This is a genomic window from Nostoc sp. CHAB 5836, from assembly GCF_020829445.1.
Lineage (GTDB): Bacteria > Cyanobacteriota > Cyanobacteriia > Cyanobacteriales > Nostocaceae > Nostoc.
Window position 1 is genome coordinate 25,731 of record NZ_JAIVFV010000015.1, and the last position, 24,720, is coordinate 50,450.

The 24,720-nt window shown below is 42.9% G+C and carries 20 protein-coding genes; 13 read left to right on the forward strand and 7 right to left on the reverse strand.

Annotation, left to right across the window (positions count from 1 at the left end):
* Window positions 1-17: 17 nt before the first annotated feature.
* The 3 genes from LC605_RS05130 to LC605_RS05140 all read left to right on the forward strand — a co-directional run bounded on the left by LC605_RS05130 (window position 18) and on the right by LC605_RS05140 (window position 4,219).
* Window positions 18-2,522 (forward strand): tetratricopeptide repeat protein, encoded by a 2,505-nt coding sequence (locus tag LC605_RS05130; RefSeq protein ID WP_229546495.1) that lies wholly within the window; start codon window positions 18-20, stop codon window positions 2,520-2,522.
* Window positions 2,523-2,846: 324 nt separating this feature from the next.
* Entirely contained in the window at window positions 2,847-3,143 is a 297-nt protein-coding gene (locus LC605_RS05135) for a J domain-containing protein (protein WP_229546496.1), read from the forward strand.
* A gap of 254 nt (window positions 3,144-3,397) precedes the next feature.
* Window positions 3,398-4,219: a nucleotide exchange factor GrpE gene (locus LC605_RS05140; RefSeq protein WP_229546497.1), complete on the forward strand. Its 822-nt coding sequence runs from the start codon at window positions 3,398-3,400 to the stop codon at window positions 4,217-4,219.
* A gap of 244 nt (window positions 4,220-4,463) precedes the next feature.
* Here the strand turns inward: LC605_RS05140 and LC605_RS05145 are convergent, their stop codons facing one another.
* Window positions 4,464-5,990 (reverse strand): site-2 protease family protein, encoded by a 1,527-nt coding sequence (locus LC605_RS05145; protein ID WP_229546523.1) that lies wholly within the window; start codon window positions 5,988-5,990, stop codon window positions 4,464-4,466.
* A 193-nt stretch (window positions 5,991-6,183) separates the two neighbouring features.
* On the opposite strand from LC605_RS05145, the gene LC605_RS05150 reads away from it, so the two are divergent.
* Complete coding sequence (locus LC605_RS05150) at window positions 6,184-6,918, forward strand: MBL fold metallo-hydrolase (RefSeq protein ID WP_229546498.1); 735 nt, start codon at window positions 6,184-6,186, stop codon at window positions 6,916-6,918.
* Between the two features lie 213 nt (window positions 6,919-7,131).
* On the opposite strand, the gene LC605_RS05155 is transcribed toward LC605_RS05150, so the two are convergent.
* The 3 genes from LC605_RS05155 to LC605_RS05165 all read right to left on the reverse strand — a co-directional run bounded on the left by LC605_RS05155 (window position 7,132) and on the right by LC605_RS05165 (window position 9,908).
* The gene (locus LC605_RS05155) at window positions 7,132-7,788 is read right to left on the reverse strand and encodes a (2Fe-2S) ferredoxin domain-containing protein (RefSeq protein ID WP_229546499.1); all 657 of its coding nucleotides are present in this window, start codon (window positions 7,786-7,788) and stop codon (window positions 7,132-7,134) included.
* A 77-nt stretch (window positions 7,789-7,865) separates the two neighbouring features.
* On the reverse strand, window positions 7,866-8,123 hold the full coding sequence (locus tag LC605_RS05160) for an Asr1405/Asl0597 family protein (protein WP_229546500.1): 258 nt from the start codon (window positions 8,121-8,123) through the stop codon (window positions 7,866-7,868).
* 1,230 nt (window positions 8,124-9,353) lie between these two features.
* Window positions 9,354-9,908 carry a Dps family protein gene (locus LC605_RS05165; RefSeq protein WP_229546501.1) on the reverse strand — a complete coding sequence of 185 codons (555 nt, stop codon included), beginning with the start codon at window positions 9,906-9,908 and terminating at the stop codon, window positions 9,354-9,356.
* A gap of 695 nt (window positions 9,909-10,603) precedes the next feature.
* Between LC605_RS05165 and carB the strand changes: the two genes are divergently transcribed.
* The 6 genes from carB (at window position 10,604) to nblB (ending at window position 18,816) form a co-directional block, all read left to right on the forward strand.
* Complete coding sequence (carB, locus tag LC605_RS05170; RefSeq protein ID WP_229546502.1) at window positions 10,604-13,870, forward strand: carbamoyl-phosphate synthase large subunit; 3,267 nt, start codon at window positions 10,604-10,606, stop codon at window positions 13,868-13,870.
* A gap of 780 nt (window positions 13,871-14,650) precedes the next feature.
* Window positions 14,651-15,607: an RNA polymerase sigma factor, RpoD/SigA family gene (locus LC605_RS05175; protein WP_229546503.1), complete on the forward strand. Its 957-nt coding sequence runs from the start codon at window positions 14,651-14,653 to the stop codon at window positions 15,605-15,607.
* A 439-nt stretch (window positions 15,608-16,046) separates the two neighbouring features.
* Window positions 16,047-16,391: a DUF760 domain-containing protein gene (locus LC605_RS05180; protein WP_229546504.1), complete on the forward strand. Its 345-nt coding sequence runs from the start codon at window positions 16,047-16,049 to the stop codon at window positions 16,389-16,391.
* A 387-nt stretch (window positions 16,392-16,778) separates the two neighbouring features.
* Complete coding sequence (gene mutT / locus LC605_RS05185) at window positions 16,779-17,189, forward strand: 8-oxo-dGTP diphosphatase MutT (protein ID WP_229546505.1); 411 nt, start codon at window positions 16,779-16,781, stop codon at window positions 17,187-17,189.
* A gap of 239 nt (window positions 17,190-17,428) precedes the next feature.
* Entirely contained in the window at window positions 17,429-17,893 is a 465-nt protein-coding gene (locus LC605_RS05190) for a CBS domain-containing protein (RefSeq protein ID WP_229546506.1), read from the forward strand.
* A 245-nt stretch (window positions 17,894-18,138) separates the two neighbouring features.
* Complete coding sequence (nblB, locus tag LC605_RS05195; protein ID WP_229546507.1) at window positions 18,139-18,816, forward strand: phycobilisome degradation protein NblB; 678 nt, start codon at window positions 18,139-18,141, stop codon at window positions 18,814-18,816.
* A gap of 346 nt (window positions 18,817-19,162) precedes the next feature.
* On the opposite strand, the gene LC605_RS05200 is transcribed toward nblB, so the two are convergent.
* Window positions 19,163-19,801 carry a PEP-CTERM sorting domain-containing protein gene (locus LC605_RS05200; protein WP_229546508.1) on the reverse strand — a complete coding sequence of 213 codons (639 nt, stop codon included), beginning with the start codon at window positions 19,799-19,801 and terminating at the stop codon, window positions 19,163-19,165.
* Window positions 19,802-20,620: 819 nt separating this feature from the next.
* Between LC605_RS05200 and rpsN the strand changes: the two genes are divergently transcribed.
* The gene (rpsN, locus tag LC605_RS05205) at window positions 20,621-20,923 is read left to right on the forward strand and encodes a 30S ribosomal protein S14 (RefSeq protein WP_012410383.1); all 303 of its coding nucleotides are present in this window, start codon (window positions 20,621-20,623) and stop codon (window positions 20,921-20,923) included.
* A gap of 76 nt (window positions 20,924-20,999) precedes the next feature.
* Here the strand turns inward: rpsN and LC605_RS05210 are convergent, their stop codons facing one another.
* Entirely contained in the window at window positions 21,000-21,329 is a 330-nt protein-coding gene (locus LC605_RS05210) for a hypothetical protein (RefSeq protein ID WP_012410384.1), read from the reverse strand.
* A 101-nt stretch (window positions 21,330-21,430) separates the two neighbouring features.
* Between LC605_RS05210 and aat the strand changes: the two genes are divergently transcribed.
* A complete protein-coding gene (gene aat, locus LC605_RS05215) occupies window positions 21,431-22,015 on the forward strand; it encodes a leucyl/phenylalanyl-tRNA--protein transferase (RefSeq protein ID WP_229546509.1) in 585 nt (194 codons plus the stop codon).
* Between the two features lie 574 nt (window positions 22,016-22,589).
* Here the strand turns inward: aat and mnmE are convergent.
* Window positions 22,590-24,011 carry a tRNA uridine-5-carboxymethylaminomethyl(34) synthesis GTPase MnmE gene (gene mnmE / locus LC605_RS05220; protein WP_229546510.1) on the reverse strand — a complete coding sequence of 474 codons (1,422 nt, stop codon included), beginning with the start codon at window positions 24,009-24,011 and terminating at the stop codon, window positions 22,590-22,592.
* A gap of 494 nt (window positions 24,012-24,505) precedes the next feature.
* On the opposite strand from mnmE, the gene LC605_RS05225 reads away from it, so the two are divergent.
* Entirely contained in the window at window positions 24,506-24,706 is a 201-nt protein-coding gene (locus LC605_RS05225; protein ID WP_229546511.1) for a hypothetical protein, read from the forward strand.
* The last annotated feature ends 14 nt before the right edge of the window (window positions 24,707-24,720 follow it).

The window sequence follows — 24,720 nt, forward strand, 5'->3', positions numbered from 1 at the left end:
CCAGACTGGAGGTAAGAATGGCTAAACATGAGTCCAAACAGCACTCAAAAAAACACGTCTCTAGCAAAGGTACAAAACTTACTGAAAACTCCTTTCAGGCACAACTGCAAGAATTGGTCAAGCAAGAAAAATATCGGCAAGCATTAGAAGAAATCAGAAAAATTCAGCGATCGCATCCTGATATTGAATTCACTCCCAAAGAATCAGAGATTTGCTTCCTCTGGGGTCAGCAGCAATTTCAAAAGCAAGATTTTAGACACGCAGAAAAATCCTTTGGACGCTCTCTGGTCTTGGGTTTTGGAGGAGATGCTTACTATTGGCAAGCAAGGTGTTTGATGGAGTTAAATCAATTAGATGTAGCTTTGAATTTGCTCCGTGAGGCATTTGAGGCAAACAACCTCACCAAAGACTACAGCATATGTTATCTCAAACTCTTATTACTCAAAGGAGATATCGCCACAGTTGAGCAGTTAATCAACCAACAATCCAAACGCTTTAACGCGGCTCAACTCCACTGGATACAAGGAGTCATTGCTCTCAAAAATGAACAACCACAAGCCGCTTTGACATTTTTTGAGAAAATTAAGCACCCCATCACCCCAGGAGATTTACCAAATGCTTGGCTTGTTTTCAGCCAGCAAGTCAGTGGGAATTGGAATGGTGCTGCTAATCTGTTGGGTTTGGAATCATCGGAAAATACCTTTGCCAAACCAAAGTATTTGGAGCATCCAATTTTAAAGCGATTGGCAATTTCCCAACAAGCAAAGACTGGAGAACTTCCCCTCAATCCCCAAAATCTAGAACAAAAAGATCAGGTGATCCAGGATGCAATATCAGCATTGATGATTGTACAGCTAATTGACGATGGCAACCATCATGATGCCGCTCATGTATTGCTCCGAATGCAAAGGTGTGCAACTTCTTTCCCGGAACTAAATAGTCTCCGAACATCGCTTTTAACCCTTGCAGGTCAACAGGCTTTTAATCAACGACAACTAAACTGTGCAGAGCAATTTTGGCAGCCTTTGTTAACAGAAAAACCCTTTAACCCGCAGTTGGCAGTTAACCTATTAGAAGTCTTTGAACTTAACGATTCTGAGCAAGAACGCCAACGGCTGTTGACTCGGTTGTTGAAGTGGTTAGAGCAGGAAGCCAAAGAAAAGCCTCAAGAATGGCCAGAGGAACGATTGAAACCAACCTTAGCTCACCTCCATTGTCGCATGGCAGATGCTGACATGGGAATGGGTCGGACTCGCGCCGCTTTAGGAGCTTTACAACAAGCAGAACGCATCTGTCCCACATCACCAGAATTATTGGGTCGCAAGGGACTTTTGGCGGCAATAAAAGGAAATTATACTGAAGCGATCGCACTGATTACCCAAGCGATTGAAGGTGGGTGTCGCTATGAAGAAATTTACCGTGCCTTGCTGAATTGTTGGGATGAGCTAGGAGACAAACAAGGACGCAACGAAGCTCGTCGTCGTTTTGGTAAGCACTTTGATGACTTCAGTATTGAATCGGAAGTAGAAGTATTGCCTTGGGTGGATGCCATTTCTACACTGAGTTACCCTTTCTTTAGTCGTCTAGTGCAGGGGAAAGATCCCAAAGATCCGGCTTTGCGTGCTTGTCAGATTTTTGTGAATGCAGTGCAAAGTCCTCCCAACTCTGGCGGACGAGTTTCCTTACAGCAAAAAGTAGCAGCCGAAGCATGGGACGCGCTGTTAAAAAAATTATCTGGAAATGAGCAAATTAGTGTATTGCAAGCGATCGCTCTTTCTATTCACCTCTTCGCCAAACGTGAAAAAGGCATCGCCGCTTTAACAGCTCAATATCTGCAAAAGTTGTTCAACCTATCAGCAGAACAACCAGAAGCCAGAGTTGCCCACTTAGTTGTCTTAGCCGTCAAAGAAAGTAGCCCCCAAAAACTAGAATCTCCTCTACGTAGCTATCTCGACACCATGCCCCAGCCAGGAAATGCTCTAGCAAATATTCAACTGCAAGCACGCCGTTTTGGCAGAATTACAACCTTAATTCCTGCCTTAGAAGAAGCACTACGTCGGGAACCTCAAAACCCTTTGCTGTTATTAGCTAGAGCCACCACTTACCCTATTGATCAACCAAAATATGAACAATTGAAGCAAGAGGGATTTGAACTAGCCCGTCGCCTACAAGATGCCAAAGCATTACAAGCATTTCGGGAAGAACAGGCATTTGTTTCCGCCAAAGAAACTCAAAGCATAATGCCAGACCCAGAGGAATTTGACAATCTGAATATGTCAAATATTGATGATTTATTAGAAAAGATGATTAAAAAATTATTTGCCAAGAAAATTCCTCAAGCTGACTTTGAGAGAATGCTTCCAGAACTCAAGCAAATGATGTTAAACAATATGCCTGACATCTTCGACGATGACGACTCAGAAGATGATGAGTCAGAAATAGACTTTATGTTTAGAAATTTACCACCTACCTCTAGAAAGCAAAAGGGTAGAAGAAAAGGAGGTTTTGACGAATTATTTTAAACCAGGCAGCAGCCCAATACACTTAGCTTAAGCATTTCCCCCTCCTCTCTCTCTTCTCTCTCTCTTCTCTCAGTGTTCTCTGCGCCTCTGTGGTTCGTAAAAAAAAAGAGTTTCAGCCCTTTTGTGAACCGTATTGAGCAGCAGCCAGATTATTTATTTGCCAATTAACGCCATGTGCAACTTTACTCTCAAACCTAACCCCCAACCCCTTCCCTACCAGGGAAGGGGAGCAAGAATCAAAGCCTCTCCCCGTTTCGGGGAGAGGAATGGAAGTGGGGTTTTTAAGAATAAGTTGCACATCGCGCCAATTACCAATTTTCATTTATGACTTCCGACTACGAACAGTTAGGAATTGCTCCAGGAGCCACCCCCGCCCAAATTAAAGCGGCGTATCACTCCAAGCTGCGTGAATTCCCCGCTCATACCTATCCAGAAGAATTTAAGACAATTCGAGGAGCTTACGAAGCACTTCGTAAAGGAGAGACAACTCAAAACGAGGATTTATTGAAGATTCGTCCCTTAAAACCAGAACTAAACCCAGACATACTAAAACAGGTACGAGAAAAAGCGATCGCTCAACTAGAAGTTAACCTAGATGATTTAATTCGTGCAACATTTTAAGAATAGGGCATTTGGCAGGGCTATTTCATTCTCATCTAGCCCGCCTCAGAATGAATTCTGAGTCTAATAGCGAAAGTCGTCTAAAGACGACTGAGAAAAGATTATAGTCCGTTTTAACGGACTTTAGCTATGAGCCAGGAACTTCAGTTCCGGGTGGTTTATGTCTAGAATGAAATAGCCCTGGGGCATTAGGCACGGGGAACAAACAACAAATGACAAATGACAAATGACAAACAACAAACAACAAATGACAAATGACAAATGACAAACAACAAACAACAAATGACAAACAAGCTTTATTTAACCAATTTTTAGATTATTTACATTCAGAACAAACACCACCTGAATATCTGGGTGAACCGCCAGAGTCAGCTAATTCCTTTGATGCCTATCAAATGGTGGCAGAATGGACTGCTTTACGCTATGAAGTTAAGCAACAGGGCAAATTGTTGCGTTCTACTCAAGATGCTCTAGTGCAAGCATTAGAAGTAACTCGTACAGATAAAGAACAGCTGCAAATACGTCTGGAAGAAAGCCAAAAACAGGCATTAGATAAATCTGAACAACAGCAAGAGAAACTACTAAAAGATTTGCTGGGTATCGTGGATGCTTTAGATCAGGCTTGTACGTACTGGCAAGCCGAAATAGAAGCATTATCTGCTACCTCAATCCCAAAATCTACCCCAGAAAAAAGCTTGTGGCAAAAGCTAAAACAGTGGTTTGCTGGTAAAGAAGTTCAATCAACAGTGTCTGAAAAATTACCAATATCAGAATCTTTAAGCGAAATTTTAACCAGCAATCAACAGGGAGTAGAGTTAATTAGGCGATCGCTTTTAGAAGTACTACGACAACGGCGTGTTGTTCCCATCGCAGCACAGGGCAAACCCTTTAACTCCCAAACCATGTATGCTGTGGGACGTGAGTCCAGAGCAGATATTCCAGATAATACCGTGATTCAGGAAGTAGTACGCGGTTATTTATGGGGCGACACCTCCGGTAACGACGGAACCATACGCGTTCTGAGAGAAGCACAGGTAATCGTAGCAGCACAAGGGAGTGATATCATGTCCGCATAATATCAAAAAGATTTGCCCTCATCCCCCAACCCCAGTATTGAGACCTAACCCCCAGCCCCTTCCCTACAAGGGAAGGGGAGCCAGAGTTTCAAAGCCCCTCTCCGCATCGGAGAGGGGTTTGGGGAGAGGTCTGCCAACTTGTGTATACACGGTAGCCCCTTGGGATTCAGTACTTACTCAACTGAGAACCGCTATAGTTTGGAGAGTTTGTAGTAAGCACAAAGCGTGCTGATTCTAATATTTTTTAAATTTGCAAAAAGTTAGCGATCGCCTGCGGTAGTGGCAGAATAATTACAACCAACAAAGCCATTGCTAGTAATCCCCAAAGGTCACGTCCGTTATCCAATTCACTGACATCATTCAGCGCAGGTTCATCAACCAATGGCATAAATAATAAGATAATCGCCCACACTAAAAATTCTTCCCGAACCAAAGAAAGTAATAGCAACAACACGCGAGCAATTTGACCAATCACCATTGCAGTTCGTTGTCCAAACATCGCATGGATAATGTGACCTCCATCTAGTTGTCCCACAGGCATTAAATTTAATGCTGTAACAATTAGTCCTAGAAAACCTGCTACTGCAACTGGATGTAAATCAAGGGCTGATTTTGCTGTTAACTCACTTCCCAAGGCTAACTTCGAGAGTAGCGCCACTAAAATTGAATACTTAGGATTCAGGGCATCAGGATTCAAAAGTCGGGTTTTTTCAGTGATGGAAACCACATCAGAATTAGCCAAGCCCCAGATTAAAAATGGCAAGCTAACAACAAAGCCTGCAATTGGCCCAGCAATACTAATGTCAAATAAAGCTTTGCGGTTGGGAATGGGACTACGCATTTGAATAAATGCACCAAAAGTTCCCAAGAAAAAAGGCACGGGAATAAAATAAGGCAACGTCGAGCGAATCTTGTAAAATTTAGCCGTCAAATAATGCCCAAGTTCATGAATGCCCAAAATAGTCATCAGTGCTAAGGAATAAGGCAATCCTTTGAATAGGACATCTGGGTTAGATAGAACTTTGAACAAAGAGCTAATTTCCCACAGAGGCGGTAGAGAAACACCAGCAATTTCCATTCCCACCAAGGTAGTAGTTAGCAAAGTAGCTACTAATAGTAGAAGTGCTAACCCTGGTCTAGCTAACTGTTCCTGGTCGCGTCGTGGCGTAACTGTCTGTTTAGCAGCTTGAGTGTTGGGAACCAGCACAAAGAAAGGTTTGCCATTGAAACCTTCTTGAAAAATCAGCACGAAGCGATCGCCAAATTCTGCTTCAATATTAGTCTTAATCTGCTGGTAGGCGTTGCTAGCTTTAGTTCGCAACTGACCACGGCAAATCACGGCTTGTGGTCGATACTCAATATTTTGAACGTAGTATACAGACCAAGGAAAACAATTTCGCAGTTGGGTTTCTTCCGTTAGCTCAATGGGACGCGCTATTGGCTCTGCGATCGGCTGGATAGTCTGCTCTGATTCCGAAGCTTGAGCTTGAGCTTGGGCTGGCGCTTGGGTATCTCTTGGCACTCCACGCCCCCATTGGAACAACATCCAGTACAACAGTGTGCAGACAAATAACGACGAAATAATCAGCCCTGGCGGTGGAGGTTGTTTGGGGCCGTACAACAGCGTCCATCCACTCAGCAGAAATGCTGGTATCATTAAAACCAGCCACAACAACCATACTGGCGTTCGGGTGATGTGAGCGACACTGTGCTGCACCATTAGATAAGTCGCTAGCCCCAGTAGAATGATAAAGAGAAACCAAAATACCATGTTATCTTCAGTAATTTTGACCAAACGCCCCGCCAGTAGCTTTAGCACCATAGCATTAACTACAAGGCAGACCTCAAATCCCGATTTTTTTCACAACGGTTAACAGTGCTGCTTAACGCTCAAATTTCCATTTTTGAGAATTTCCACACTGTAACGAGATTGTCCACAACTCCTCCGTTTCGGTTCTTTGATCATGTGCCCTTTACCACAAGTGCCAAGTCATACAACTAAGCCACCACGGGCTGTCTTCCCTGACGAAGTTCCTAGCGGAAGTTCTCTGCAATCGGACTTCGCACAAGAGAGCATTTTTGCCTTTCCACCCAATCGGGACACATTAGGCGCAACCTCTTATTTCATTGTAAGAAACGAAGGTAATATCCTGATAGATTGTCCGGCCCTAGACCAAACAAATCAAGATTTTTTCAGAGCGCATGGAGGGGTGCGTTGGTTATTTCTCAGCCATCGAGGCGCTATTGGCAAAACTGCTGAAATTCAGCAAACCTTTGGCTGCGAGGTGCTGATTCAAGAGCAAGAAGCTTATTTATTACCAGGCTTAACTGTAACTACCTTTAGGCAGGAATTTACTCTCGATGCAACAACACAAGTGATTTGGACACCGGGCCATTCTCCCGGCTCATCTTGTCTCTACTACAGTGAGCTTGGAGGTATATTGTTTTCTGGTCGCCATTTAGTCCCTAACCAGCACGGTCAACCAGTACCATTACGGACAGCGAAAACCTTTCATTGGCCTCGACAAATTAACAGTCTTCGGCTGTTATTAGAGCGTTTTACACCAGGAACTCTTCGCTATATTTGTCCCGGAGCTAATACAGGATTTCTTAGAGGAAAGGGTGCTATAGATCAAGCTTATCAACACCTCGCTTCCCTAAATTTACCAGTTTTGCTAGGGATACAGTCCCTATTTTAGAAGCAAGGGGCGAGGTCACTCAACCATATTGCATAAAAATATTAGGCGATCGCTATTACATATTTGCCTTTTTCATGACAAAGAGAGTTGCGATCGCCTAATATTTTACTCTTGCAAGAGTCTATCAAAAGTTTAAAACCGAGTACTAATGGAACACACTTGAGAAAACATTATTAAACTTTCTTATTAAAATGTCAATATTCTTCTACTTTCTTAGCAAAACTTGCCATTAGATATTGCCACTTCCCTTAAATTCTCAGGCTGTGCTGACAAACTGTTGTCACCAAAATGTTGATTCATGACTGCGGGGACAAGTGAGGCTTGAATTCGGCTATGGCGCGTTTTATCTGGCATTACTAAGTTGGGCCCAGCTTTACAGTTCTTCATACAACCAGTGCCCTTGATTGTAACTTGGTCTTCTAAACCGCGATCGCTTAAAGCCGCCTCCAGCGCCTGACAAACTGCTTTCCCACCACGTTTCATACAATCAGACTTTTGACACACCAAAATCGTGGCTTTAGCCTTAGCTGGTTTTACCTTGACATGATCGATAGATGTGGGTTCTTGTGCTACGGCGATGGTTTGAACTTTCCCCATTTCAGAACGCGCCGCCATCACACGTTCAGCTTTGAGCGTAACTTTGTCTTTTTTTAGATCGTATTCTTTATAACCAACAACTTGTAGCCAAGTACCTGCTGGTAGCCGCAAATCAAAAGCAGCTCGTAAATTTTTCGCAAGTTTAACGTAGCACTCACCCTCATGAGTACCCAGCAGTAAACCTTTGAGCTTATAGCCATCTTTAATAACAAAATCTATAAATCTACCCTCAAGACAAAATTCTGATACTTCCATACTGTGAGATGCACCCATTTTTTAACCTCCTTTTAATTAATACGAGTTGTCTACTCTGATATTTGCAGCACGAGGGTTAACACTGGCGATGTAGATTAAAACTTTTGGTCACGACTTTTCCAGCAGCATTCAAGAGTCCAAATCTGGTCTTGACGAGAAGCTGTAAATCGGCGGATCACACTCCAAACCTGAACAGCCACAGTCGGATTGCCAATTTCAACTTTCAATGGCTGGTTAGCCGCACAACTACAGGGAATGTCTAACTCCTTTAGGCGTTGATAGACTTGCCAGCGATCTGTCCAATTCACCTCTACAAGGTGGTTTATTTCTATTTCTGAACTAAACGATTTCAAGATAATTGCCCTCAAAGTGCAACAAACTTGTACTAACTACCGCGATTTAACTCCCTGCTTTTTGAAAGTCTTAGGAGTTTAGCCTCTTAAAACCAGCATACCTTAAGTGCAAAGAATTCTCATTAATTTTAAAAAAAAATTTTGCACTCATCCGATGAGCGAGAAATCAATTCAAAATTAGACATCTTGCAAAAGTCCCTAAGAGGTTGTTTGAAAAGTATTTGACTGTGATTTTAGGCACTTGGTGATCCCCCCTAACCTTCCTTAAAACAGTTAGGGATTACCAAGAAATAAATTATCCCATCTTGTGGGGTGGGCATCTTGCCCGCCCATAGTCAAGGGATCTCGTGTCGCCCACCCCACAATAAATAGTTGGATATTTATTTATTTGGAAGTCCCTTATCAAGTATCCGCATTATCAGTCTGTCGTTAGACAAACCCAGAGAGGCTTTGAAACCCCCATTCCCTTGTGGGCTAGGGCAGGGTGGTTTCATACAAGCAGAGAAAAACAACAACTGGGTTTCAAAGCCTCTCTCCCAAACATGGGAGAGGAATGGAAGTGGGGGTAAAAAGCCATGCCACAAAACGAGAAACCAAGACTTATGTATTTTTCTTTCTTCGTATGAAACCACCCTGCATTCCCTTGTGGGCTAGGGGGGGGTTAGGTTTGGGAGGCTTTAGTCTGACGAAAAATACTTTTAAAACATCCTCTAAGGATTATTTTGTATTTTTAATTTTATTTAATTGTGACGCTTCAAATTCTTAAGCTTTTGCAAACCTTTATTATTTAAACTGATAAAGCTTGGAAGTGGGGATTGATTGTGGCATATATCTGTAAGTTTATTCAGCATACAATAGATTCCTCAGATAAAAATCTATCTCAACTAGCTAATTGCTAAATATTATCTACGTCAAATATTATGTAAATATGTTTACTTATATTAAAAATCAATCCGCTTGGGTTAAGGCTAAAACTCTTTGTGAAAGTTAATTTTTTTAACGTAGACGCAAAGCGTCTTGCCGCAGGCTACCGCAAACGCGAGTGCGTCTCGTAAGAGTTGGACGCAAAGGGCGCAAAGAGAAGGAAGAAATGCTCAACCCAAGCGGATTGTATTAAAAATGGCAGATAAATAGGGATGCCATTCTCTGCCATTGTTTATAATATTTTAACAGTTAGTGTTGCCAACTTTTTCTTTCAGTCTAGGTAGAAAAATCTAGATTATGAGAGTTTTAGCTTTGAGCAGCTTGGACAAATCCTAATGTTAAGCTGTCTTTAGCCAGGAAGTGAGACAGATGATAAGCACGTTCCTCAGTTTTCAACAAAATCTTTTCGTAGAGATAACGTGTGCCACGATCGCCTAAACTCTCTGCTTGAGCCGCTTGACGGCGAATTACGCCAAGAATAGCTTGTTCTGCGGCCAAGTCATTTTCCACCATTTGGCGAGAGGAATATACCCCTTCAGATTCTTGTTCAAAACAGGTTAATTCTGCGAGTTTGCTGAAGGTTGCTACTGGCACACCACCTAGTCCATCTAAGCGTTCTCCAATTTCATGGATATGGTCTTGTACTTGGTTGTAGCTTTCGTTAAAAAACTCATGCAGAGAGTAAAATTCTGAGCCTTCAACTACAAAATGATGCTTTTGGTACTGCAAGTATAGTGCCTGGAAACTAGCTAATACAACGTTAAATCCTTCTGTAACTGGAGCCGTTACGCTTTGATCCAGTAATACGGGATTGTCATATACATGACCAAAATTACGTAACAAAGTTTGCGTTTCAGACATTGTTCTCCTCGCTTTTTAACAGTTATAGATTTTAACTGCTTATTCTTTACATCTTAACATCTTAACAATAAAAACAAGCTAATTGGCCATCATAATATTTTGTATTTTTGCTTACTAAAAGTCTCAATTTTCTTGTTTACTGGATGAACTATACTCATCAAGTTGCGTTTATTTATCATTATTGTTGACATGAAAACTTAAGTGTGTATAATTTTCATGAGAGTGGGGAAACAGGGTAGAATTTTCCCCCTCATCTTTGACTCTGGTGGGAGCATCCCAAATGTGCAAAAACCTTGATAGCCCTCCTGACAATTTAGGTCATCTGGAAAACCTCACTTCTATTTCTCTCTTCCTTTAAGGCTACGGTGTATACACAAGTGACTTATTTTGCTCAAAGCGCTCTCAGACCTAACAAGAACATTCAAGAGTTGGGGAGTCAACCTTCAAAGCCCCTCTGTGCGTCGGAGAGGGGTTTGGGGAGAGGTCTGCCGACTTGTGTATACACGGTAGCTCCCAAACATGGGAGAGGGGCTGGGGGTGAGGGAAAAGATTTAAGCTTGCATTGGGATGCTCCCGACTCCGGTTCCCCCCTTCCTGTCATCAAACTTAGAAAACTTAATAATAAAAAGTACGACAGGGGGTAAAGACCCTTAAAATAATCAGGATTTGTATTCTCGTATTCCAAGGCAACTACTATGCCCCGCCGTGATGACCTCCGGAAGATTCTACTGTTAGGCTCTGGCCCAATTGTGATTGGACAAGCCTGTGAGTTTGACTACTCTGGCACTCAAGCCTGTAAAGCGCTCCGAGAAGAAGGCTATGAAGTGGTTTTGGTCAACTCCAACCCTGCAACGATTATGACCGACCCGGAAACGGCCGATCGCACTTACATTGAGCCGCTAACTCCAGAATTGGTCGAAAAAGTCATTGAGAAAGAACGCCCCGATGCTTTACTACCAACGATGGGAGGACAAACCGCTCTCAACCTCGCCGTTACTTTAGCCAAAAATGGGGTGTTGGAAAAGTACGGCGTTGAGTTAATCGGCGCTAAACTACCAGCGATCGAAAAAGCCGAAGATCGAAAACTTTTTGGTGAAGCAATGGCCAGGATTGGGGTAGCGGTGTGTCCCAGCGACACAGCCGAATCTTTGGAAGAAGCCAAAGCTGTCGCCCGCCAAATTGGTAGTTATCCCCTAATTATTCGTCCAGCTTTCACAATGGGTGGAAGTGGCGGTGGTATTGCCTATAACCAAGAAGAATTTGAAGAAATGGCACAGGTGGGTATAGATGCTAGCCCTGTTTCCCAAATTCTTATTGACCAGTCCTTACTGGGCTGGAAAGAATATGAACTCGAAGTCATGCGTGACTTGGCAGATAACGTGGTGATTATCTGCTCCATCGAAAACCTTGACCCTATGGGCATCCACACCGGGGACTCCATTACCGTCGCTCCCGCGCAAACCCTCACTGATAAAGAATATCAAAGGCTGCGGGATATGGCAATTAAAATCATCCGCGAGATTGGTGTGGAAACTGGCGGTTCTAATATCCAGTTTGCTGTTAATCCCCTGAATGGGGATGTGGTTGTAATTGAGATGAACCCCCGCGTTTCCCGCAGTTCAGCTTTGTCTTCCAAAGCCACAGGTTTCCCCATCGCCAAAATGGCCGCAAAATTGGCTGTGGGCTACACCTTGGATGAAATTAAAAATGACATCACCAAGAAAACTCCCGCGTCTTTTGAGCCGACAATTGACTATGTGGTGACCAAAATTCCCCGCTTCGCTTTTGAAAAGTTCCCCGGTTCTGACCCGGTGCTGACAACTCAAATGAAGTCTGTCGGGGAGGCAATGGCAATTGGACGGACTTTCAACGAATCCTTCCAAAAGGCACTGCGATCGCTCGAAACCGGACGCGCTGGTTGGGGTTGCGACAAAGCCGAAAAATTACCCAGTGGTGAACAAATCCGCGCCCAACTGCGGACACCTAATCCCGATCGCATTTTCGCCGTACGCCATGCCTTGCAGCAAGGGATGACTATTGAGGAAATCTACGAACTCACTGGTATTGACCGATGGTTTTTGGATAAATTGCACCAATTACTAGATGTCGAAAAATTCCTCAAGCGAACACCCTTGGAGCAATTGACAAAAGAGCAACTTTATGAAGTTAAGCGGGACGGATATAGCGATCGCCAGATTGCTTATGCCACCAAAACCAGCGAAGATGAAGTTCGCGCCTACCGCAAGTCACTAGGGATTATCCCAGTTTATAAAACCGTAGATACCTGCGCTGCTGAATTTGAAGCATTCACCCCTTACTACTATTCTACTTACGAAGAAGAAACAGAGGTAATGCCTGCAACCAAGCCAAAAGTGTTGATTTTGGGTGGTGGCCCCAACCGCATTGGACAGGGAATTGAGTTTGATTATTGTTGTTGTCACGCCGCCTATGCGTTGAAGGATGCGGGGTATGAGACCATTATGGTCAACTCTAACCCAGAAACAGTTTCCACAGACTACGATACCAGCGATCGCCTTTACTTTGAGCCTTTAACAAAAGAAGATGTCCAAAACATCATTGAAACTGAAAATCCAGTTGGGGTGATTATCCAGTTTGGCGGACAAACACCACTAAAATTGGCTATCCCATTACAAGAATTTCTGACCAATAACACCTCTGGACTAACTACTAAAATTTGGGGTACATCACCAGATTCCATCGACATGGCAGAAAACCGGGAGCGGTTTGAAAAGATTCTCGAACAGTTGAATATTGCCCAACCGCCTAATGGGATTGCTCGGACTTACGAAGATGCGCTGATTGTCGCCAAGCGCATTGGCTATCCGGTGGTGGTGCGTCCCAGCTATGTGTTGGGGGGACGGGCGATGGAAATCGTCTATTCTGATGCTGAGTTGGAACGCTACATGACCTTTGCGGTACTAGTGGAACCAGAACATCCGATTTTGATTGATAAGTTTTTAGAAAACGCCATTGAAGTCGATGTCGATGCGATCGCCGATCATACCGGAAGGGTAGTGATTGGTGGCATCATGGAACACATTGAGCAAGCGGGGATTCACTCAGGAGATTCAGCTTGTTCTTTGCCTTCCATTTCCCTATCACCAGCAGTTCTCAATCAAATTCGCACTTGGACGGTGCAGCTAGCACAAGCGCTGTCAGTGGTAGGGTTGATGAATATTCAGTTTGCTGTTGTCGGCGCTAGCAGCTATTCTCCCCAAGTTTACATTCTAGAAGCTAATCCCCGTGCCTCTCGCACTGTACCATTTGTATCTAAAGCAACAGGGGTACAGTTGGCGAAATTAGCATCCTTAATTATGTCAGGGAAAACCTTAGAGGAGCTACACTTCACCCAGGAAGTCATACCAACCCACATTGCTGTAAAAGAAGCTGTATTACCCTTTAATAAATTCCCAGGAACTGATACAATATTAGGCCCAGAAATGAGATCCACTGGTGAGGTGATGGGAATTGATAGCGACTTTGGCCGTGCCTTTGCCAAAGCAGAATTGGGTGCTGGCGAGCGTTTACCACTAACGGGAACTGTATTTGTATCAATGAGCGATCGTGATAAAGCGGCTGCCGGTACTGTGGTAAAGGAGTTTATCGATTTGGGCTTTACAGTAATGGCTACCCTTGGTACACGCCGAGTTCTTATGGAACAGGGATTAAATATTGAGTTGGTCTTAAAACTCCACGAAGGTCGTCCCCACGTCCTAGATGCAATCAAAAACCAAAAAATCCAACTTATTATCAACACACCTTCAGGGGAAGAAGCCCAGACTGATGCTAGGTTAATCCGCCGCACAGCCTTAGCTTACAAAATTCCCATCATTACTACCATCGCTGGCGCGAAAGCTACCGTCGCCGCCATCCGTTCCTTACAAAATACGACTTTGGACGTAAAAACCATTCAAGAGTACTGCGCGATCGCGAGGGAGTAGGGAGTGGGGAGTGGAAGATGAAGGGGACAAGAGAGATAAAGAGAATAAGCTGTTACACATTTAAATTGTACATCTACTCGTGAGGTTGTCATTAGTCATTAGTCATTTGTATTTCAAAGGACAAATGACCAACAGGACTTACGTAAAAACTCTCTGCAACTCTTACTTCTTGGCGTACTTGGCGTACTTGGCGGTTCGTTTTTTCATGATTTTGGGTAAGTCCTAACCAATTGACTTAGCACAGTCTTAACGATCGCAATGTAGAATCTAGACGCGCATCAGCTTAACCAGTTCCCCATTCCCCATTCCCAAGGAAAAATTAAGTAATTGTTACAAGAGAATGAATATAGTTCTCATTAGAGATATTTTAACAACTATGAGGAAGCTGATGTTAACCAAATAATTTCTGAAATTGACTTCTACTCAGCCCGGAGAGAAAGGGCGACGTTGCATGAACTGGAACAGCCAGGAAATTTAATGTCGCCATATAGCCAAAATATTCTCATAAATGTTACAATTGTTAACGAGGCTCCAATAGAGAAATGTTTAAAAAGCGACTTTTTATCTAACTCTAGATACTTGTAAAAAGTAGGAAATAACTGTAAGTTCTAGCAATTAAGAAGCCTAAATTTGATTATTTATTATAAGCATCCGAGTTGATCGGGCGCGTAATTTGTAAACCATAGTATGAGTTCCCAGGCTGACTGGGTAACACCTTAACAAAGCATCTATCCCTTAATGACCCTATCGCCAAACCCATCATTACCAAAGAGTAGCGCCATGAAGACCGCTCAGACAGCCACAGACCTCGTGCGGACTTACCTGCGTGAGATTGGCCGTGTACCACTCTTAACCCACGAGGAAGAAATTTTTTATGGGAAACAGGTGCAACGTTCTTGCACTTTGCACGAATCAAGGGAATTTCTTGCGACCGAGTTAGGTCGTCAACCAACTCTAGAAGAGTGGGCCAAAGCAACCAAGCTAGAACCAGCAGAGTTGAACGAAGCGATCGCCGATGGTGAAATTGCCAAGCGTAAGATGGTAGAAGCCAATTTGCGCCTGGTAGTCTCCGTTGCTAAAAAGTACATCAAGCGCAACGTCGATTTACTGGACTTGATCCAAGAAGGTAGTATTGGTATGCAACGGGGCGTAGAAAAGTTTGACCCCACCAAAGGGTACAGATTTTCTACTTATGCCTATTGGTGGATTCGGCAAGCGATTACTCGTGCTATAGCCGAAAAAGCCCGCACCATTCGCCTGCCCATCCATATCACCGAAAAATTAAATAAGATTAAAAAGGCACAGCGTCAATTGTCTCAAAAATTGGGACGCGCCCCCACAGCTGGTGAGCTAGCTGAAGAATTAGAATTGACCCCCAAACAAGTACGAGAGTATTTAGAAAAGGCGCGTTTGCCTCTTTCCTTGGATTTGCGGCTGGGTGACAATTACGATACCGAACTCGGAGAAATGTTAGAAGATCCAGGAGCATCTCCCGAAGAGTTCGTTATGCAATCTTCTCTATCTTATGACTTAAATCGTCTGATGGGTGATCTGACGGCACAACAGAGGGAAGTGATCACACTGCGCTTTGGGCTAACTGACGGACAAGCGCTGACTCTGGCTAGAATTGGCGAAATACTCAATATCAGCCGAGAACGAGTCCGGCAAATTGAGCGGGAAGCCTTAACTAAACTTCGCAAGTCTAAAGCCAACATGGATGAATATTTGGCAAGTTAGGGAAAAGTTAGGAGTTAGGAGTTAGGAGTTAGGAGTTAGGAGTTAGGAGTTTGGAGTTAGGAGTTTGGAGTTAGGAGTTAGGAGTTTGGAGTTTGGAGTGATGAGTTAATTAAAAACTCATCACTCATTACCTTAAGTAAGTTGGCGCGAAAAAATCAAAATATGTTACGAAACGTAAATAGCCTTAAAATCTTTACTAGTGACCAATTGACTTAGGACAAATGACAGCCTTAGCCAGTTAGCTTTAATTACGCCGACCTACTTATTTATTGGGGTGAGAGTACGCTGACTTTTGTACGGTTACACCTACTTCCACTCTGACGCTAGGCTGTTACATTAGTTGACAGGAAGACAAAATAACTAAGTCAAATCCAAAACAGGCATTTAATATTCAGATCACAAGCACCGCAGCCAGTAGTGGTAGTTAAGGAGCTAAAAAATGAGTAATCCATCCAATCGTGTCTCAGAATTTTTTAATAGCGAATCAGAAACCAACGATTTACTATGGCAGTACGTTAAATCTTTGAGTCCAGAGACAGTTACGCAGCTATCTAAACCCACATCTGCTGAAGTCTTTCAGGTGATGGAACGGAATATTACAGGGCTATTGGGTAATCTACCTTCAGAACATTTTGGGATCACTGTAACCACAAATCGGGAAAATCTGGGCCGGCTTCTCGCTTCTGCGATGATTAGCGGTTATTTCTTGCGTAACGCTGAACAGAGAATGAATTTTGAAATGGCCTTACAAGGGACTGAAACCGACAACAGCGAAGTTGACTAAAAATGCAAAATTTGATAAAATATACTATGTTTTTGGGCTAAAAGCTAGTAAGCTGTTATAGCGATACGAATTTAAAATAAGCCTCTGGGAAATCTTTGCTCCTATTTTCCAATCGTCCATCAGCTAAATTTTTTTTAAAACATCTAAAATAGTGACTAACAAATCTAAACTCGGCAGACTGGTTTTAACTCTGCCGAGTTTTGTTATTAATCATTAGACATCTCCGAAAAAGAATTGTTTTGACGTAGCACTGCTACGTCTCTACAAGGGTTCTGGGTAACGCATATTTAATTTCTACCAGATGTCTATTAGTCAAGAGTCAAAATTCAGAAATTCTTCCCCTAGAGACGCGACGAGTAGCGTCTCTCCCCATTCCCCCAATTAACTATGAGTGAAACCAGTTCTTTCCCACCCCATAAAATCATTGGTGTTGCAGTAATTTGGAATGACCAAAAGCAAATTTTAATCGATCGCCGTCGTCCAGAAGGAGTCATGGGCGGTTTGTGGGAATTTCCTGGTGGTAAAATTGAGCCTGGTGAAACTATCCAAGAGTGTATTAAACGGGAAATTTCCGAAGAACTGGGAATAGTAATTGAAGTGGGAGAGCATCTGATTACTATTGACCACAGCTATACAAACTTGCGCGTTACCCTCACAGTACATCACTGCCGCCATCTTACAGGTGTTCCCCAACCTTTGGAATCGGATGAAATTCGCTGGGTAACTTTGAAAGAACTGGAGCAGTTTACTTTTCCGAAAGCCAATTTTCAAATTATTGCTGCCCTAAAAGGGAGATGAGGGAGATGAGGGAGATTAGGGAGATGAGGGAGATGAGGGAGATTAGGGAGATGAGGGAGTGAGGGAAGAAAAATAACTAATAACTAATGACTAATGACTAATGACTAATGACTAATGACTAATGACTAATGACTAATGACTAATGACTGATCCCGTAACAATCTATTAATTGCATCAGGTTGAGTCCCGCAATTTTCTACAATAGGCAAGGGACTTTGATTAAAGGTATCAGCAAATAAATGCCTAAAACCGTTGCCGATGTGATGAGCCGCGATCCTATTGTCGTCCGAGCGGAAACTCCACTGAAGGAAGCTATCCAAATTCTTGCAGAACGCCACATCAGTGGACTACCTGTTGTGGATGATCTCGGTAAATTGGTAGGTATTATCTCGGAAACCGATTTGATGTGGCAAGAAACTGGTGTTACTCCACCTGCGTACATTATGTTTCTTGATAGTGTTATCTATTTAAAAAATCCTGCAACATATGAACGTGACTTGCACAAAGCATTAGGGCAAACTGTTGGGGAGGTGATGAGTAAAAATCCGATCGCTATTTCCCCTGATAAAACTTTAAAGGAAGCAGCTACAATCATGCACGATCGCAGCATTCACCGCTTACCAGTAGTTGAGGGCGCGGGTCAAGTAATTGGTATCCTCACTCGTGGTGATATTATTCGGGCAATGGCTGCTAGTCAAGATTAGTCATTTGTCATTAGTCACTTGTACTGAGCGTAGTCGAAGTAAGTAATTCGGCAAGAATAAACCAAACTATATTCCGAAATGGAAATACACCTTAAACCCTTATAAATGACGAAGGACAAATGACAAATGACAGCCTTAGTCAGTTAGCTTTATTTACGCAGCTCTACTTATTAGTCATTTGTCCAGAGTTTTTGATTGTTGACTAATGACTGTTTTTTATACATTTGAAAATCAAGGATAACTAAATGAGTATTACTCCGGAGTCTGTTAGGCAATTGCTCAGTTCTGAGGATTTAGGCGATCGCTTACGTGCAGTAAATCAAATCCGCGAATTGGAACCTGCCATCGGCTTTGAATTAATTCAAAGTGCCATTGGCGATCGCAATTCCCGTGTCCGTTACTCAGCAGTGAGTCAAATGGATACACTCGGAACACAGGATTTACAATTATCCTTAGATATCTTGCGCGATCGCCTACTTCATGACTCCGAAGTAGATGTACAAGCCGCCGCCGCCGACTGTTTGGGCGCTTTGAAGTTACGCGAAGCTTTTGAAGATTTGCAGATGCTTTATCATACAACCGATGAATGGCTAATACAATTCAGTATCATTGCTACATTAGGAGAGTTGGGCGATCCACGAGCCTTTGAACTACTCAAAGAGGCACTCTCATCAGAAAACGAATTAGTCCAAACTGCTGCTATTAGTTCTTTGGGTGACTTGGGAAATTTACAAGCAGTTCCCTTGTTGACTCCCTATGCTACCAATCCAGATTGGCAAATTCGTTACAGACTTGTACAAGCCTTGGCTCGTTTGGGTAATGCAGAAGCCAAATCTATATTAGAAACTCTGGCTAATGATGAAGTAGAGGCGATCGCAACTGAAGCCAAAAATTCTTTGCAGTCAGCTACTAATAACCAATGACCAATGACAGCCTTAGCCAGTTAGCTTTAATTGCGCCCACCTACTTAGTACAACATTTCATTAATTCGTAGCGAATTCTCTTTGCGTTCCTACCCTACGGGAAGGCGAAGCGCCTATGCGCTTCCCTTTGCGCCCCTACCCTGCGGGAAGGCGAGGCGCCTATGCGTTTAAATTTCAACCCTCAATTGGCCACGATTTTACGCAAAGCTGTACTTAGTTCAATTACCTGAAAATAGCTGTAAATAAATTTGTCTAACATCATCAAAAATTCGATCTGGTTGGGAAAATTTGGGATTCCAGCCAGATCGAATAGATAAATTAGAGTTACTTTATATTTAGGATAAGTCTATTGAACGAAACTCTTGCGGCGGCGAGACATTGCCATTACCGCACCGACTGCACCCAAGCCTAGTAATGCAGCAGGTTCAGGAACTGAAGTTACCGCAAGACCTGTGAAACTTGCATTAATTATTCCACCATTATCATAAGTTGTTTTTGCGCCCTGATCTTGAGTAGCAAAAGTGATATATCCTTCTGCTTGACTTCCATCTTCAAAGAGTCCCTTAAAAGACAAGTTTATATCTGTTCCTCCATTTTGTGGAGTAAAAATTGCTGGGTTGAGACTGGTCAAACTAAGTAGTTTTATTCCGTCCAAAGTAGCAACATCAATAAATGCGGAAGGTGAAACAAATGGATTTGTTTGGAAGCTTTTGATAAAACCTCTACGATCAGATATAAAATCTCCTGTCTGGTGTGTAAGCAAAATTGCTCCAGGATTGGGAAGAAAGTTTACAGAGGTTTTGCTAACAGTGGCTTTTGTTACTTCATCAGAAGGGTTTCTATCAGAAGCGCTGTAGTTAAATGAACCAATGTATGCCTCAGCAGAACCAGCAGAGGTAAACAACCCAGCAGTAGCTAAGGGGAGTGCAGCAGCAAGAACTAAAGTTGCATTTAGTAATTGAGATTTCAAATTAATCATGATCATTTAAGAGTCCTAATAATAACTTTGAACAGAAAAATTGATTGCTTTACTTGTACTATCAGTAATTTATTTAAAATACTGTCAGTGAAAGCAAAACTTGTGTGACGCATTTCTTATTTCCATAAAATCACATAGAAACGAGGTATGCAATATTTACTTAGTTGTCTTCATTACTTCTTTAATTACTGAGTCATCTTCATAAAATTTTAATCCCTGAGTTCGATCAAATATTTTTGATAAAGCGTTCTCTTATATAGGAATCATATTTGATTTCTGAAAAAGTCTAAGTATTTGTAGGGTGTGTTAGACGAAAGTACGGCACTAAAAGCTTGAGATGTGCGTTACGGCTAACGTCTAACACACCCTACGTATATTTCAAAAATCAAATACTAGTCCTATAGCAGGGCTATTTCATTCTCATCTAGCCCGCCTCAGAATGAATTCACCTCTCTTATAGCGAAAGTAGTCTTTAGACTACTAAGAAAAGGTTATAGTCCGTTAAAACGCAATACACTTGGGTTAAGCATTTCCTCCTTCTCTTTCTCTCTTCTCTCTGTTTTCTCTGCGCCTCTGTGGTTCGTAAAAAAAAAGAGTTTCAGCCCTTTTGTGAACCGTATTGTCCTATAAGAGAGGAACTTCAGTTCCGGGTCGTTTAAAACTTTCAGTTAAAAAAACATCCCATCCTTGCGGGACGCTTTGCGAAGGTGGAGGCGCAAGGGCTTAGATCCCCTACTTGATAGGGCTGGCGACCAGCAGTAACCCCAGAATTGATAGAGAGACTGTAGAATAGAGAACGGTGTCTTTAAAGAAATTAAGAAATGTATGGCAAAAAAGAGCATGATTGAGCGCGAGAAAAAGCGCACCAGGTTGATAGAAAAGTATGCTGATAAGCGGGAAGCGCTTCTGGAAGAATTCAGAAGTGCAGCATCTCCTTTGGATAAGCTGGAAATTCACCGGAAGATTCAACAGCTACCCCGGAATAGTGCGCCCACCCGCCACCGCAACCGTTGCTGGCTGACTGGTCGTTCTAGAGGTGTTTACCGCGATTTTGGCTTGTCTCGGAACGTGCTGCGAGAATGGGCCCATGAAGGTCTTTTACCTGGAGTCGTTAAGTCTAGCTGGTAGTTAAGAGTCATTAGTCATTAGTCATTGGTCATTTGTAAAAAACAAAGTCCAAAAGACAAATGACAAATGACAAAAATTATTGACCACAACACTTATCAATTCCCAGGCTTTCTAAGAGTAGATCGCTGACGGCGTTGGCGATCGCAAACTCTCCATAGAAACTATTGGAAAAATCATAGGACTGCATCTCTGTGACAATGGCAATTACCAGAGAACCGAGATCGTTTTCTCCTTCCATCCGTTGACGCACAAAAATCTGTGCAGCTCGTTGGGCAATATTTTGGTTGACTGCTTCAGGGATAAATTCTGTATCTAGCCAGCGTTGTAAGCGTTCTCGTAACCATTCACCTTCGAGCAACGGATTTTCTGGGGGTGGTAGGGTGATGGGTGGAATTGGTTGGGTCATTTTTTTTTAATGTAAAGGGACGCGGAGGGAAACGCAGGGGAAACGCAGAGGTTGACTGTTAGCATCAAATTGCGTTTCTCTACTGTTTTTTATATTTATTTATGCAATATTATGATATCGCCGCCATTATTAAAGGCTATGCACAAGGCTATTTTCTCATGGCTGATGAGCGCGATCACTTGAGTTGGTACTTAAGTCGCGATCGGACTTTGATTCCTTTAGATGAACGGTTTCGCTACCCCAAGTCTTTGCAGCGCGTCTTGAATCAAGAGCGTTTTAGCGTGGCGATTAATCGGGACTTCTCATCTGTGGTGGCTGGGTGTGCTGACAGAGAGACAACTTGGATTTCACCGCAATTAGAAGAGATTTACTGGCTACTTTACGAAAAGGGATACGCTTATAGTTTTGAAACTTGGCAGGGCGACGAACTAGCTGGGGGAATTTTAGGGATTGTTATTGGCGGTGCTTTCATTGGCGAGTCGATGTTTTATCGCATTCCGGAAGGTTCAAAGGTAGCGATGGTCAAGTTGGTGGAAAGATTGCGTCAGAGGGAATTTGTCTTTTTTGATGCCCAAATGATGAATCCTCATTTGGAAAGATTTGGCGCTTATCGGGTTGGGGATGAAGAATATCAAGCTTTACTCAAGCAAGCGTTGCAACAGCCCTGTTCTCTAATAATTCCCTAAAGTCTGCGGCTATAGGAGTCCTATATAGTGGTTCTCCCTTGGATGCAATACAGTTTGACCTCTCTCCAAACCTCTCTCCTTTTAGGAGAGAGGCTTTGAACATTGGTGACAATTTAAGGGAAAAATATTTTTGTCAACAGTAATTAAGCGATAAATCAACGAGAATGTTGAGTATCAAATTTAGCTAAATACTCAGTTTTGAAGACAAGGGTAAACGATGCTTTTTTAGATGACGCGACGCCGAATAGCCCAACCACAGATCGCAGTGTAAAAAATTGTGCTTTTCAGCCTGATTTTGTCGAAATAATTAAGTATTATTGCTTATTGACAAATAATTGCTCATCTTAAATTGTCACCAATGGGCTTTGAATATTACTCCCCAACGCTAGTAGGGAAGGGGCTGGGGGTTAGGTCTGTATTGCACTCAACTGAGAACCGCTAAGTAAGTCGGCAAGAATAAACCAAACTATATTAAGAAACGTAAATACACCTTAAGCCCTTATAAATGACGAAGGACAAATGACAAATGACAGCCTTAGCCAGTTAGCTTTATTTGCGTCGCTTTACTTATAGTTTACTTTCCAATACAAAACTTGCTAAAAATTCTCTCTAAAACTGATTCTGTTACTTCCTCTCCGGTAATTTCTCCCAAAGCTTGAATCGCACCCCGTAAGTCAATTGTCCAAAAATCAAGCGGTAACTGCTGGGCAATTGTTGCTTGTACTTGTTCCAAAGAGATTTTGCCTTGAGTTAAGGCTGCTGCTTGCCTTTGGTTAATGGCTAAATCCATATCAGCAGCTTGCACTTTTCCAGATCGAACTATCTGTAAAATTGCTGTTTCTAAAGCATCAATACCTTGATTCTGGGCTGCGGCTGTGACAATTTGGGATTTTGGGTTGCAGCTTTGGTGCGCTTCCAGCGCAACTTCGATTTTGAATTGAATATTTTTCCTATCGTCTTCTTGTACTAAATCAATTTTGTTAATCACTATAATCAAGGGGCGGTGTTGCACCTGTTCGTAAATTTCTCGATCGCCTTCTGTCCAACCGACTGAAGCATCGATGGTCAGCAAGACTAAATCAGCTGCATTGGCGGCACGGCGCGATCGCTCGACACCAATTTTTTCCACTTGGTCTGTTGTCTCCCGAATACCCGCAGTATCTAGCACTTGTACAGGAATTCCCCCAACAACTAACTGGGATTCGACAACATCGCGGGTTGTACCAGGTAAATCAGTCACAATGGCGCGATCGCTCCGGCTCCAAGCGTTCAATAAACTCGACTTACCTACATTCGGACGCCCAACAATTGCCACTTTTAAACCAGTGCGTAGCAATTCACCTTGATCTTTAGTTTCCAATAACCTAGTTATTTCTGCCGCAATTTTTTCGATATCTGATATGATTGCCTTATCATCCAACGGAGGAAGGTCTTCCTCAAAATCGATCCGAGCTTCAATTTCTGCCAAAATATCCAAACACTTAGCACGTAACTGACGGATCGGATGAGCTAATTTTCCTTGTAAACCAGCCAAGGCACTTTGAGCAGCTTGGGGCGATTTAGCTCCGACTAAATCAGCAATCCCTTCGGCTTGAGTTAAATCCAATCGTCCATTCAAAAAAGCGCGGAGAGTAAATTCTCCTGGTTGCGCTAGTCTGGCCCCATTTTCCAAACACAGTTGCAACACCTGCTGCACTGCCATAATTCCCCCGTGGCAATGGAATTCCACTACATCTTCACGGGTGTAAGAACGGGGTGCTTTCATAATCAGCAATAGGGCTTCATCTACTAGTTGTTGCGTCTTTTGATGGCGAACGTAACCGTAGAGAACCCGGTGACTTTCCCAAACTTGTCGCCCTGGTGCATGAAAGAGACTTTGGGCGATTGCCATTGCTTGAGAACCGGACACCCGCACAATCCCAACACTACCCTGTTGGGGGACAACAGCAGTTGCGATCGCCGCTATAGTTCCAGTAGTAGCAAAGAGTTCCGACATGAGCGCCTTTTATAAGAGTTAGGAGTTTGGAGTTAGGAGTGAGGAGTTTGGAGTAAAAATCATAACTCATAACTTCTAACTTCTAACTCATAACTTCTAACTCATAACGTGACAATTCAGGTCATGTGGAAAAGCTAACGATTGACCTAACCCCCTAACTCCCAACTCGTCGCGGGAAGGGGGAAAATTCAAAGTCTCTCTCCTTTTAGGAGAGAGATTTAGAGAGAGGTTTTCCACATGACCTGAATTGTCAGACTCCTAACTCCCAACTCCCAACTCCTAACTCCCAACTCCCAACTCCCAACTCCCAACTCCCAACTCCCAACTCCCAACTCCCAACTCACCACTTTCTAAATGGTAAATATTTAGACTAATGAGATGGCAACTGGCAAGGTAAAATTTACCTGTAGGGTTATGCCTGATAGTGAAGAGTTAGGAATGCAGATTATAACTCACAACTTATAACTCATAACTTTTAGAGGGAGGAATTAACTGTGGAGCAAAAGATTAACTGCGCCCAAGCCTGTGTTAATGGGTGTGTTTTAGGGGATAAATGCCCCAATATCGAGTTTAGAGATGCAGCCGCAAAATTTATTGAAGAGACTCCTTTAGACAAAATGTTGGAGTTGGCACAAGAACGTCTGCAAAAAAAAATCACGGAACCGCCAAAATGGGTTTTTCCTGAAGATCCATAGGATTTGGGACAACA